General features: G+C 52.8%; 10 protein-coding genes. 3 read left to right on the top strand and 7 right to left on the bottom strand.

Annotated elements, in window-relative coordinates:
* Window positions 1-290: 290 nt before the first annotated feature.
* From A8O25_RS00145 to A8O25_RS00155, 3 genes are all read right to left on the bottom strand, one after another.
* Complete coding sequence (locus A8O25_RS00145) at window positions 291-1,400, bottom strand: alanine racemase (RefSeq protein WP_066829549.1); 1,110 nt, start codon at window positions 1,398-1,400, stop codon at window positions 291-293.
* A 315-nt stretch (window positions 1,401-1,715) separates the two neighbouring features.
* A complete protein-coding gene (locus tag A8O25_RS00150; protein WP_182514202.1) occupies window positions 1,716-2,579 on the bottom strand; it encodes an LOG family protein in 864 nt (287 codons plus the stop codon).
* A gap of 103 nt (window positions 2,580-2,682) precedes the next feature.
* Window positions 2,683-3,939, bottom strand: a complete 1,257-nt coding sequence (locus A8O25_RS00155) for an ABC transporter permease (protein WP_066829179.1) — start codon at window positions 3,937-3,939, stop codon at window positions 2,683-2,685.
* Window positions 3,940-4,179: 240 nt separating this feature from the next.
* Between A8O25_RS00155 and queA the strand changes: the two genes are divergently transcribed.
* From queA to A8O25_RS00170, 3 genes are all read left to right on the top strand, one after another.
* Window positions 4,180-5,226, top strand: coding sequence for a tRNA preQ1(34) S-adenosylmethionine ribosyltransferase-isomerase QueA (queA, locus tag A8O25_RS00160; protein ID WP_066829552.1), 1,047 nt, complete (start codon window positions 4,180-4,182; stop codon window positions 5,224-5,226).
* A gap of 414 nt (window positions 5,227-5,640) precedes the next feature.
* On the top strand, window positions 5,641-8,178 hold the full coding sequence (locus A8O25_RS00165; RefSeq protein ID WP_066829182.1) for a PAS domain S-box protein: 2,538 nt from the start codon (window positions 5,641-5,643) through the stop codon (window positions 8,176-8,178).
* A gap of 740 nt (window positions 8,179-8,918) precedes the next feature.
* Complete coding sequence (locus A8O25_RS00170) at window positions 8,919-9,605, top strand: 2-C-methyl-D-erythritol 4-phosphate cytidylyltransferase (RefSeq protein WP_153042531.1); 687 nt, start codon at window positions 8,919-8,921, stop codon at window positions 9,603-9,605.
* A gap of 78 nt (window positions 9,606-9,683) precedes the next feature.
* Here the strand turns inward: A8O25_RS00170 and A8O25_RS00175 are convergent, their stop codons facing one another.
* The 4 genes from A8O25_RS00175 to A8O25_RS00190 form a co-directional block, all read right to left on the bottom strand.
* The gene (locus tag A8O25_RS00175; protein WP_082893364.1) at window positions 9,684-10,403 is read right to left on the bottom strand and encodes an ABC transporter ATP-binding protein; all 720 of its coding nucleotides are present in this window, start codon (window positions 10,401-10,403) and stop codon (window positions 9,684-9,686) included.
* A gap of 86 nt (window positions 10,404-10,489) precedes the next feature.
* Window positions 10,490-10,711: a DUF2795 domain-containing protein gene (locus A8O25_RS00180; protein ID WP_066829188.1), complete on the bottom strand. Its 222-nt coding sequence runs from the start codon at window positions 10,709-10,711 to the stop codon at window positions 10,490-10,492.
* A 170-nt stretch (window positions 10,712-10,881) separates the two neighbouring features.
* Window positions 10,882-11,679, bottom strand: a complete 798-nt coding sequence (locus A8O25_RS00185; protein ID WP_066829191.1) for a porin family protein — start codon at window positions 11,677-11,679, stop codon at window positions 10,882-10,884.
* A gap of 49 nt (window positions 11,680-11,728) precedes the next feature.
* Window positions 11,729-13,045, bottom strand: a complete 1,317-nt coding sequence (locus A8O25_RS00190) for a DUF349 domain-containing protein (RefSeq protein ID WP_066829194.1) — start codon at window positions 13,043-13,045, stop codon at window positions 11,729-11,731.
* Between the last annotated feature and the right edge of the window lie 59 nt (window positions 13,046-13,104).

Raw genomic sequence — 13,104 nt, forward strand, 5'->3', positions numbered from 1 at the left:
GCGTTTTGGGGCTGATTTGAGTCTTTTTTATTTCCATGGCGCGGAAGTTACTTCCGTGACTTACTCCAAATTGCTGTTTGGCTATAGAAAGAACAGAAAGATATAGAAAGAACAGAAAGATATAGAGCGATTGTGCAGAAAGGGGAAAGCCGCTGCTCCAAAGACCTCGTAGCGTGCGTGGCTCCTGCGAGTGTCTGTGTCAGTTCCGTTTCCAGCCTGTTTTTCCAAAAACAGCCCCAAAACGCAGTAAGCAGGCTCCCCTCTCCGTGGGAGAGGGGCTGGGGGTGAGGTTATACCCCACTCAAATGCTCCAGCATTTCCCCTTGCAATGTGGTGTAACCTTTCATTAAATCAGCGGTCAGACAGGAATGCACCGGAAGCACGCCTACCAAATCCCCCACCTTAAACTGAGAGAATAACTCCGGCGAAGTCCGTACCACGCCGTGCTCTTGTGAAAGCGAAACCAAAGTGGTGTCTGGCAAAGGCGCTCCCCAACCAGTTTCCGTGAGCGGCACCACCAATCCGAAAAGAGGTACCCGGTCTGGCTCCCGAAGCGCGTCTTTGGAGAGATGTACCGCGCCGCCGTAGAGAATCACCTCATGTCGGTCTGGGTGTAGGGCTACCACGGGGCAGGCCATGGCTACGGCAATGTCTTCCAGACGGCAGGAACCAATCTTGTATTGCATCAAATCATAGAAGACAAAGTTGCCGGGCCGGATTTCCTCTATGCCCGAGAAATCTTCCATGACGCTGCAACTGGGCGTGTCGCCCACGGAAAGTTGCAGGCCAGGCCAAGCCGCAGCATAACGTTCTTTCAGCGCCTGCATTTTAGCCAGCGTTTGCGTATGTATGTCCGCAATAGCATTTTTGCCCCGGGCTTTGTACGTGTGGCCGGCGTGGGCCAGAAAGCCTAAGAACGTATGCTGCGGTGTTTGCGCCAGCTCTTGCAAAACGGCATCCAGCACGGCGGTATCTTCGGTTTTAATGCCGGTGCGGCCATAGCCGGTGTCTGCTTTCACCCAGATGTTTACGGGTACAGAAAGCTGCTCCCGCAGAAATACCACATCATCCGCTGACGTAACCGTAACTCCAAGATTAATCTGCTGCGCCAGTTCGGCTAGCTGGAGCAACTGCCGGCGGTTCAGCGGGAAGGCGATGGTGATGTCTGACCAGCCGTGCCGTACAAAGTACTGGGCCATTTTTACGCTGGAAACCGTGATAGCCGTAACGCCTTCCTCCTTAAACCATTCGCCTACCTGTCTGCTTTGGTGGGTCTTGAAGTGAGGGCGCAGGCGCACATTCTGCCTTTTGGCTTTTTCGGCCATGCGGCGGATGTTGGCGCGGGCAATCTGCTCATTGAGCAGGAGGGTGGGTTCTGAGATTTGTGCAAGGAAGGACATTGGCAGTGGTGTGACTGGTCTCCAAAGATACAAAAACAGCAGTGCCAGCCATTTCCTGTTTGCGGCCTGTTTTCCCAAAAACAGGCCGGAAACAGAGTATGGGCGCAGGGAACTGCCGTTTCTGGTCATGGGTAGAAGTAGCAGAAGGGGCTTGCTGTGGGGCAATTGCAACCCGTAAATCAGGAAAGGAGACAGAAGGCAAATCTGCCAACTCTCTTCTGTTCGGCTGCAGGCCGCAGAAACCAAAAGAGCCCGGAAATTGCGTTTCCGGGCTCTTTTTCTGAAAACAGGCCAAAACTGCCAACGCGGGGTCTCTTAGAAGTTGGGAGACAGCATGTACTTGCTGTAGAAATCATCAATGATTTTTACGGCGTCTGTGGCGTTATCAACAATGTGCACCAGATCCAGGTCTTCCGGACTGATGTTGCTTTCCTGCGTGAGCATCACATCTTTGATCCACTCAAACAGCCCGCCCCAGTAAGACTTGCCTACCAGCACAATGGGGAACTGGCCAATTTTCTTGGTCTGGATAAGCGTAATGGCCTCAAACAGCTCATCAAGCGTACCAAAGCCGCCGGGCATGCCAATAAAGCCCTGGGCGTATTTCACAAACATCACTTTGCGCACAAAGAAGTAGTCAAAGTTGATGAGTTTGTCTGGGTCAATGTAAATATTGTTGAACTGCTCAAACGGCAGGTGAATGTTCAGGCCCACAGAGCGCCCGCCTTCTGAGTGCGCGCCTTTGTTACCGGCTTCCATGATACCCGGGCCACCGCCCGTAATCACTCCGTATCCGTGGCGTACCAGTTTGGCGGCTATCTCCTCGGCCATTTTATAGTAAGGGTTGTCTTCCTTGGTGCGGGCAGACCCGAAGATAGACACGCAGGGGCCAATTTTAGCCATTTTCTCAAAGCCCTCCACAAATTCTGCCATCACTTTAAAGATCTGCCAGGAGTCGGCTATCTTGATTTCATTCCAGTCTTTGTCTGTGAAGGCTTCGCGAATGCGTTTGTCATCGTCACTGAGTACGGGGGCCTCCTGTTTGGCTATTTGCTTGGCCTCGGCCAGTGATTGCGCTTTGTGTTCGTTGGCCTCAGGCTGTGTAATAATGGTGCCGCTGCCGGCGTTGCTAGACTCGTCTTGTAGCTGGGTCTTGCTGGTTTTTCTCAACTTCGTCATATATCAGTCATGTAGTAAGCCTACCTCTGGGAAACAGACCCCTAAGGGGGCGTTTCAAGAGGTAGCGCTGGAAAAGAGTTAGGGTAAATAAGAACAGGCTTGGTTATTTTGACCTGATGGCAATCACGGGGTCTAAATGGGAAGCAATTACCGCCGGGATGATCCCTGAGAGCACGCCAATCACCACCGATACGCCCAAGCCCAGGAGAATGTTGCCGGCAGAGAGAAAAATCTCCAGGGTACCCATGGGAATGAGGGTGATGAGGGAAACGAGCAAGATGCCTACCCCGCCGCCTATCAGGCTCAGGAACACAGACTCAAAGAGGAACTGGAACAGGATGAAAAAGTTTTTGGCACCCAAAGATTTCTGAATACCTATGATATTGGTGCGTTCCTTCACAGAGACGAACATGATGTTGGCAATGCCAAAGCCCCCCACCAGAATAGAGAAGCCGCCAATCACCCAGCCGGCCAGCCCAATGATAGAGAACATTTTGCCAATGGCGTCTGCCATCATCTCTGAACGGTTTACGGCAAAGTTGTCCTCCTCATACGGTTTGAGGCCCCTAATGGTGCGCATCTTGCCGCGTACCTCGTACTCCAGGTTCTGGAGCCCCTCATCGTCTGCCCGGCCTTTGATCATGATGTTAGGCTCAATGCCCCGCTGCCCGCTGGCGAACATCTTGCCGAAGGCCCCAAACGTGGTGTAGGCGTTCTTGTCATTGGTGGGCATGCCTTCAAAAAGACCGGCCCCCTGTTTCTCCATAACCCCAATCACGGTGAACTTCTGCCCCTGGATTCTGATGTCGCCCCCCAGGGCGCTGCCGTTGGGGAAAAGGTTCTGGGCAACTTCAGCGCCAATGATGATCACGTTGCGGGAGCCGTCTGTCTCCTGCTGGGTAAAGTAACGGCCTTCTTCAATGGGGACCTCGGCCACTTTGTTGAAATCCTGGGTCACCCCCTGCAGCATAATGCCACTCATGCTGTTGCTGCCGTGCTTGAAGGTGTTGCTGCCGCGGCGGGCCACCAGGGCCACCCCTTCATCATTCTCCAGGTTCTGGTTCAGGAAGTTGTATTCCCGCACCGTGGCAGAGGGGCGTTGCATGTATTTCCACCAGGGAATATCATTGCCCCCCTCAAAGATCCAGGGCCACTTCTGGATGTACACAATGCGTTCGCCCACAAAGCTCATGCTCTGCCTGATGCTCTTCTCCAGAGAGTCTACAATGGTAAACACCGAGATGATGGCAAAGATGCCAATGGTCACCCCCAGCAAAGAAAGAATCGTGCGCAGGAGGTTAGACCGCAGGGCCTGCCACGCAAAACGGAAACTTTCAAAAACCAGCCGAAGGTAGATCATGTAAGAAAGATAAAGCTATTTATAGTGAAACGGGGCAATTTCCCGTTTATTAAATTGTTACTTCTAAGTTGTTTGTAGTGAGCGGGTAAGCGCACAGAAGCCCCGCCGCGCCGCGGGTTTTCTGTAAAGCCGGGGCGCGAAGGGAGACTTATTTAGGCTAAATGTAAAAGAATTTAGCGCAAAGTGCCTACCTTTGCCCTCTATTTTTTTTGCTACTATTTTAATACCGTAATATTAAAAATGAAATTATCAGAGTTCAAGTTTGACCTGCCTACTGAGTTAGTGGCCTCACACCCGGCCCCAAACCGTGATGAAGCCCGTTTAATGGTGATTCACCGTGACAGCGGCAAGATAGAGCACAAAGTCTTCAAAGACATCATCACCTATTTTGACGAGGGCGATGTGATGGTGACCAACAACACCAAAGTTTTTCCGGCCCGTCTGTACGGCAACAAAGAGAAAACCGGTGCCAAGATTGAGGTGTTCCTGCTGCGTGAGCTGGACAAGCGCATTCACCTGTGGGACGTGCTGGTAGACCCGGCCCGGAAGATACGCGTTGGCAACAAGCTGTACTTTGGTGAAAGTGACCTGGTGGCAGAGGTGATTGACAACACCACTTCGCGCGGCCGTACCATCAAGTTCCTGTTTGACGGGTCTGATGAAGATTTCTACAAGACCATTCATGACCTGGGGGAGACCCCGCTGCCCAAATACATCAAGCGTGAGCCTGAGCCAGATGACCAGGAACGGTACCAGACCGTGTATGCTGAGGTGACGGGGGCCGTAGCGGCACCCACCGCGGGTCTGCACTTCACCAGGGAAGTTTTAAAGCGTCTGGAGCTGAAAGGCGTAGATGTGGCGCCTATCACCCTGCACGTAGGCCTGGGTACGTTTAGACCGGTAGACGTAGAAGACCTGACCAAGCACAAAATGGACTCTGAGCAGTTCTTTGTGCCTGAAGAAACCACCAGGTATGTGAACAAGGCCCTGGACAACAAGAAGCGGGTTTGCTCTATTGGCACCACCACCATGCGTGCCCTGGAGTCTTCTGTTTCTGCCAACAGCCGCTTAAAGCCCAATGAAGGCTGGACAGACCGGTTTATATTTCCGCCGTATGATTTCAAAATTGCCAACAGCCTGCTGACCAACTTCCACATGCCGGAGTCAACCTTGTTGATGATGGCGGCGGCGTTTGGAGGCTATGACCTGATTATGGAGGCCTACCAGACCGCCATCAAAGAGAAGTACAAGTTCTTCAGCTACGGTGACGTGATGTTGATTCTCTAATCTAAGCCTGAAAAGGCCGTTGTAGAAGCCCCGCCGGTCTATGCCGGAGGGGCTTCTGTTTTTGGCCTGTTTTCACCAAAACAGGCCAAAAACAGAAGCCCCATGCCAGGGGTACGTGAACCGCACCTTTGTTCCCTGTTGGGCGGTGACTGCCAGGGGGAGTAAAATCTGCTAGCTGTAACAGAATGTACAGGGTCAGGTTGAAATGCTTGTCTAAGAGGGAGTTGGTTTAAAGAATTGCAGTATATTTAGCTTTTGAAAACCGGGGCGTAGAAAAGTGGAAGGCTCTCATCTGCTCCTGAAAAATCAATTATGTGAGGCATCTGTCAATGGTGCCAGTAGCTGGTTGGAGACGTGAGGTGACGTAGTGAAAGAATGATGGCAAAACGCATTGGTTTGAATTGCAACTGAGGCATGAAAGAGAATTTGTCCGCCCCAGCAACCCCGGTTGCCGGCATGGTTTCTCCGCCGGAAGGCTCCCAGCCGGCCGGTCAGAAGATACGGCAGCTGGAAGAACAGGTGAAGGCATTGCAGGAGGAGCTGCAGAAAGCCCAGACGGCCTTGCAAGAGGCCAGAAAACAGGCGGCGCCCTGTAGCCACAAGGTAGAACTGGAACAGCTGGGAAAGCAGGTTCTGGAGCAGAATGCCTTGCCGGGCAGCACGCTGGAGTCTACCGTTTCCTTTTATCTGGCGGGGATTGAACGCCTGCACCCAGGTATGTTCTGTGCCTGCCTTCGGCGGGAAGGGCAGAAACTGTACCCTGTGGCCGCCCCCAGCCTGCCCGCGGGCTTTATGGCCCGCATCAACGGTATTTCTATTGAGCTGAATGCCGAGGCATGCGGCTCAATAGCCTATCTGGGGCAGAAAGTGGTCAGCACAGAGGTAAAAACAGATCCCCGTTGGAAGAAATACTTCCCTCTGCTGCTTTCTTACAACCTGCACGCCTGCTGGTTCTTCCCATTGGTGGGGGCCAGCCAGAAAGTGTTGGGTGCCGTGGCGGTCTTCTACCAGGAAGCAAAAAAGCCAACGCCGCAAGAGGAGCAAACGCTGGAGAGCATCAAACACGTGCTGCAGCTCATTGTAGAAAACAAGCTGGCCGAATCTGCCCTGAAGCTAGTCAATGAACGCTACCGGCTGGCCACCTCAGCCACCCATGATGCCATTTATGATTGGGACCTGGCCTCTGACACCCTGTATTGGGGAACCGGGTTTGAGAAAGTGTTTGGGGTGACGCGAAACCGGCAGAATTCTGCCCTGGCCTACTGGACGCAGATGCTGCATCAGGAAGACCAGGCCGAACTGATCGCTTCCCTGAACCAGGCGCTGCAGGACGAATCCAGGAGTTCCTGGCAGGCAGAGTACCGGCTGGTAAGGGAAGACGGCAATTGCCTGTACGTAAGTGAGCGGGGTTACATTGTGCGGGATGAGCAGAAAAAGGCCATTCGCATGGTAGGTGCCATTCAGGATGTAACAGTGAGCAAACAGGCAGAGGAAGAGCTGAAGAAGTTATCTGTCATTGCTAAAGAAACCATTAATGGTGTGCTCATCATGAGCCCGGCCATACAAGTGCAGTGGGTGAATGATGCGTTTACCAGACTGATGGGATATACCCTGCAGGAGGTGGAGGGGCGCACCCCGGGCTCTTTCATGAACGGCGCAGAAACTGATCAGGAGACCATCTCCTACATAGATGAACAGTTGGCCAGGCTGGAACCGCTGGAGTGTGAGCTGGTGCAATACTCCAAAAGCGGGCAGAAATACTGGCTGCGGCTGCAGGTGCAACCCCAGATAGATGAGACTGGCAAGGTGGAGCATGTGTTTGCCCTCCTCACAGACATCACCCGGCAAAAGCAGGAAGAGCAGCAGTTGCGGTTGCTGGAGTCTGTGATCATCAACGCCCATGACGCCATTGCCATCAGTGAAGTAGCCCCCCGCCAGCCACAGCAGTTGCAGACTATTTTCTGCAATGAGGCTTTTCTGCAAATGACCGGTTATGGCGCTATGGAGGTGCTCGGCAGAGATGTCCTGGTGCTGAGCGGGCCAGAGACAAGTACGGCCGCCTTGGCAGAGCTGGAACAGATTCTGCAGCGGCAGTGCGCCGGTGAGGTGGAGATGATCAACTACCGGCAGGGCGGGGAGAAGTTCTGGACCCACCTGGCAGTCATTCCTATCTTTGATAAGAAACAAACGCTTACCCACTGGATCTCTATTCAGCGGGACATCACCGCCCAAAAGAACCTGGAAGCAGAGCGGGAGCAGCTTATCTCAGAGCTGACCAGCAGCAACGCCGGTTTAAAGCAGTTCTCTTACATTATCTCCCATAACCTGCGGGCGCCGCTTGCCAACCTCACAGGCATTGCTGACCTGATTGACCTGAACTCTGTGCCTGAAGGCAGAAACAGACTCCTGATCCAGAAGTTAGGGGAGTCAACCCGCCAGATGAACACCATTGTCAATGACCTCATGGAGGTGCTGATGATGAAAGAGAACCGGCAGGTAAAGAAAGAGGTGGTGCGGCTGGAAGAGGCGTTCCAGGAAGTGGTGGGTTCTGTAGACGGGCAGCTGCAGGAGGCAAACCCGCACATTACCGTAGACTTCTCCCAGGCGCAGGAGCTTTCCTTCAACCCGGGCTACCTGCACAGTATTCTGCTTAACCTGCTTACCAATGCCTTGCGGTACCGGGCCCCAGGCAGAAGATTAGAGATAGAAGTAAAGACAGAGGCCCGGCCAGACAAGATTCTGCTGCATTTCTCAGACAACGGGCAGGGAATCAACCTGGAGCGCTACGGTGACCGCATCTTTGGCCTGTACCAGCGGTTTCACCAGCACAAAGACAGCAAAGGGCTGGGGCTGTACATTGCCCACTCCCAGGCCAAAGCCATGGGCGGAAACCTGTCGGTTGCCAGCCAGGTGGGGCAGGGAACCACTTTTACCCTGCAGGTGCCTACATAACCCTGTAAAGAGGAAGCCACTGAGAGAGGAAGCCTCCCTGCTGTTTAGAGTTTTCAGCATTTAGAGGCTTTTGGCTGGCGCAAGCGACCGTTTGTGCCCAGGTTTTGGGCCTGCTTTCACAAAAACAGCCCAGAAACAGAACCTTGCTATCTTATTAAACGGCATGGCAGGCGCTTTGCGCCAGGAACAAAAGGAGAAAACTCTAAACAACTACCTCGTTTGCTTCTGGGCAGCCTGTTTACATTTTGGTTTTACTGTCAAAAAGTGCCTCTGAAAGATTCTGTAGAAGCATTTTTTTGAGCCGGTAGCAGGGCGGGTGAGATGTGAACGCAGGTGCGTTTTATAGCCTTTAGCCGCGTAAAAGACAAATGCAAGCAGCCTCAGGTGCGCGCAGGTTCAGCTTATCCTGCGGCAGTTCAAAAGAGAAATAGGGCCATGAACTGCGGTTGGCGTCATGCTGCTCTTGTGCCAGTTACCGCCTGTTAAGGGGTTGTCAGCTCATTCAGGGAGAGCGAGGTTCTTTTAGACCCTAATGGCAGCGCTGTGAATACAAAAAGTGTAAAGGCACCACGCGTTGTTGCCAGGGGCCTTTGCCGTATGAAAAACAAAGTTGAAGACAGGTTCTAGGTTTAGTGAAGTGTAGAGCCCATGAATTTCCCTCTACATGTGTTTTTGGCTTATTTTTCCAAAAACAGGTCAAAAACGTAACTTAGGGCTGCCAACTTGTACCGCCTATGCCCATGTTTCAGAAATACGCCATCATTGTTGCCGGGGGCTCCGGGAGCCGAATGCAAACCTCCCAACCCAAGCAGTTTCTTCCCATGGGCGGTGAGCCGGTGCTGCTGCATACCATTAGACGGTTTTTCAACTATGACCCCGCCCTGGTGCTGGTAGTGGTACTGCCGGAGCAGGAGATGGGTACCTGGCAACAGCTGTGCGCGCAGCATGGTTTTCAGGTGCCGCACCAGGTGGTGGCAGGGGGGCAGACCAGATTTCAGTCAGTGAGGAACGGGTTGGCGGCGCTGGCGCACGCCGAAGAAGGGGTGGTGGCCGTGCATGACGGTGTGAGGCCCTTTGTTGACAAGGCCATGCTGGAGGCGGCGTATGAGACGGCTTCCAGGCAGGGGGCGTCTGTGGTGGCGGTTGAGCTGAAAGACTCTATTAGAAGGGTGCGCGGGGGCAGCTCCAAAGCTGTAGACCGTACCGCATACCGGCTGGTGCAGACGCCGCAGTGTTTCAGGTTGCCGTTGCTTAGGCGGGCGTATGCCCAGCCTGAGGTGGCGCAGTTCACAGATGACGCCTCAGTGGTGGAGCGGTTTGGGCATAAGGTGCAGCTGGTACAAGGCAGCTACAGAAACATCAAGCTCACCACCCCAGAAGACCTGGTGCTGGCAGAGGCGTTTCTGGTACAGGAAAAAGGGAAATAGCATTTCGGCCCCCAGGCTATGGTTGTTTTAGGCTGTTTTCAGAAAAACAGGCCAGAAACGCAAAGCCAGGCATGGCTGCTAGTGCTGAGGCTTCTCCTCCAGGAATTTCTGGTGACTGAGAACCGTTTCAGGGGAAAGCGCCTCCAGTTGGGGGTGGGGCTGTGAAAGGTTGAGCAGGCAGCCTTGCAGCGGCAGCAGGTTCAGGAGGTCATGCGTAATGCACAGCACCGTCTTCTGCTCTTGCCGCACCCAGGAGGCCATTAAATCAAATACCCGTTTCTTGTGGTACACATCCAGCTGCTGGGTAGGTTCATCCAGCAGGGCGACAGGGCTGTCCTGCAGCATGAGCTGGGCCAGCCACACCAGTTGCTGCTCCCCGCCAGAAAGATCTGTGAACGTGCGGTGGCGCAGGTGGTGCACTCCCAGGCGGCTTAACACGTCCTCGGCGCGGCTGTAGTCCTGGGCGGTGTAGTGGTCCAGAAGCCGTTTTGATCTGAAGAGCCCCATCACCACCAGTTCCAGCACTGTGACCGGAAAGGCCACAGTGTTCTTCTGCGGAAGGTAGGAGAAGGCGCGCGCCAGGGCGCCAGGGCGATGGGGCAGGGGCTGGCCTTGCACGAGCACCTGCCCCTGTGAGGGGATTTGCCCTGTCAAAGCTTTCAGAAAGGTAGACTTGCCGCTGCCGTTATGCCCAATGATGGCAATAAAGGTGGGCGCTGGTACAAAAAAAGAAAGGTTGCGGAGCAGTAGGCGTTCACCGTACCCCGCAACCAAATCTTTTATTTCTAAAACAGCCAACGTTCTTAATTGAGAATGATGAATTCAAAATTAAGAATTATCAATGAGGCCATTCTTAATTCCTAATTCCCAATTCTTACTTAAGGCTAGTATTCGTCTTCATTGAACATGAAGTCTTCTTTGGTAGGATAGTCCGGCCAAACTTCTTCAATGTTCTCATATGGTTGGCCATCATCCTCCAGGTCCTGCAGGTTTTCTACTACCTCCATAGGGGCGCCAGAACGGATAGAGTAGTCAATAAGCTCATCCTTGGTTGCTGGCCAAGGGGCATCTTCCAGGTAAGAGGCAAGTTCTAGTGTCCAATACATAGTAATTCTCCTTAAAAAAATATAGCGTTACAATAGGTTGCAAAAGGTGTAATGGTCTGCAAAAATAAAATATTGTTTGACAAATCAAACGGGTATTTCAGGCGTGCCCTTTTGCATTGTTTCAACACAACGAAGACAAAGGTAAAATGTTTGCGCAGACCGCGTATTTTTTATTGGTGGCGGGCAGAGGAGCGGCCGTCGCCGGTGTTGAACAGGAAATTGAGCCCCACCTGTAGGCCTACCACCATGTTTTGGCGCAGGGTGTAGGTGTCTGGGTCATAGCTGCTCTCCAGGTGCTCTTCTTTTCTGATGTTGACAAAGTTGTAACTGTACCTGAGGTTGGTGGTGAGGAAAAGGTGGGGTGTCAGGTCATACTCCAGGCCCGCGCCCAAGAGAATACCCGCGTCATATTTATTGAATTCGCCCACCTCTGCATTTTTCTGCCGGTCAGACTCCTGGGTGCTGGCCAGCAGGTGCGTGCCCACCCGGCTGGCCGGAATGGTGTACTCTACGCCTTTACGGGTGTAGGTGCCGGCTTTCTCCAGGCGGTTGGTTTCTGTTCCCTTCTGGAGAATGCCCAGCTGGGGGCCCACCTGAAAATTAAACCGCAGCTTGCCGGCGGTGGTGTATTTGAACAGCAGCGGGATGTTCCAGTACACCAGGTCAATTTCCTTCTCACCTGTCTTGTTGCCGTCTTTGTCTACCAAATCAAAGTTCTCGCCCTGCTTAGACCTCATGAGCTCTACCTGCAGGTTGTGGTTTTCATTGAACTTGTAGCCGGCGGTAATGCCAAAGGGGGCCCATTTGGTGGTGAACTTGTGTTTGTAGTTCACATCATCATACTGCTCGTCATTGATGATCCAGGTGTTCTGGAACTGGGTGGTGACCCCCAGGTAGGGGCCTTTCACGTTCTGGGACTGCGCCAGGAGGGGAAGGAGGAAAACAAATGGTAGAAAGTATTTTTTCATAGCGTAAGCCGTTAGTGTAGTGCGTTGACACTAACGGCTTACGAATGACTTAGGCTGTTTTGTTGCTCTCTACGCCGTACTTTTTGCGCAGCAGCTCAATCAACTCCTGTTTGGTTTTGAGTTTACGGTTGAAGTTCTTGATTTTGCCTTCCAGCATGCTCCGGAACGCCTCATTGCCCGGGTTGGGGTTCAGGCGGCCCATGTTGGTCTCCAGCACCTCCAGTTCCTGCTTGTCATGCTTCATGAAATCACGCAGGGCGTTAATGCGGGCGTGCAGCTGGTCATTGGCCGTGTCTTTGCCTTCTGGTAGGGGGCGTTTGCGCATGTAGTGTTCCAGGCTGCTCAGTTCAAAGATCTTGTCACAGGCTACCAGAAAGCTTTCCCACACGGCGTCAGATTCCTCCTGGCGCACCGGACCCACTTTCTTCCAGGCGGCCTGCAGTTCTTTGGCCTGGGTAACCGCCTGCTGCACCGGTTCATCTAACAGGGCGTTGGCCTGGGCCACCAGCGAGCGTTTCTTCTCCAGGTTTTCCTCCAGGTACTTTTCCTTTGACTCGGTTTTCTGGCTGTTGATGTGTTTTTTGAGGCGCTCAAAGAAATGGTTGTTGGCCGCCCTGAAACTGTTCCAAAGGTCATTGGACAGCTTGCGGGGCAGGGTGCCGCCAATTTCCTTCCACTGGTTCTGCAGGTCTTTGAGCTTCTTGCTGGTCTCTTCCCACTCCTCAGAGTTCTTCAAAGACTCAGACTGCTGAATAAGGGCCCGGTATTTGTCAATGGTGCGGGTGAGCATGTCCTTTTTGTCCTGGAAGAAGGCCTTCTTACGGGTGAAGAATTCCTCTACTGCCGTTTTGAAACGCTCTTCCAGCTCATCTGTCAGTGACTTGTCAACGGGGCCGGTTTTGATCCAGGTCTGGCGCAGTTCTTTCAGCTTCTCAGTGGTCTCTGGCCAGTCAATGCTTTCCTTCAGGGTCTCGGCCTGCTGAATGAGGGTGATCTTGGTGGCCAGGTTCTTGTCACGGTTCTTGGCAATGGCTTCCTTTATGTCAGCCTCAGCGGCAGAAAGGCGGTGGTGCAGCGACTCAAAATCGCCAATGGCGTCATATTTCTCAATCTGCTCCTTGAGGTGCAGCACCTTCATCAGGAAAGAACCTTTGTTTTCTGAGGTTTCTATCTTTTCCAGTAGGGTATTTACCTTTTGGCGGAAGTTCTCAAAACGGTGGGCAAAGTACTGCAAACTCTCTTCTGGCACCTCTTTCACTTCGCCTACCTGACGTGCAGGAAAGTGCATAAAGGGCTTCAACCACACCTGGTTCCCCTCAATGTAGCCGTACTTATGAGCCTCCTCAGACAAATCTTTGGTTTCCATCTACTGGATATTTACTGAAAAAAATTAAAGTCTATTTTGGTACAAGTTTATGAATTGCC

Origin of the sequence: Rufibacter ruber, from assembly GCF_001647275.1 — a bacterium.
In the GTDB taxonomy this organism is placed as follows: domain Bacteria; phylum Bacteroidota; class Bacteroidia; order Cytophagales; family Hymenobacteraceae; genus Nibribacter; species Nibribacter ruber_C.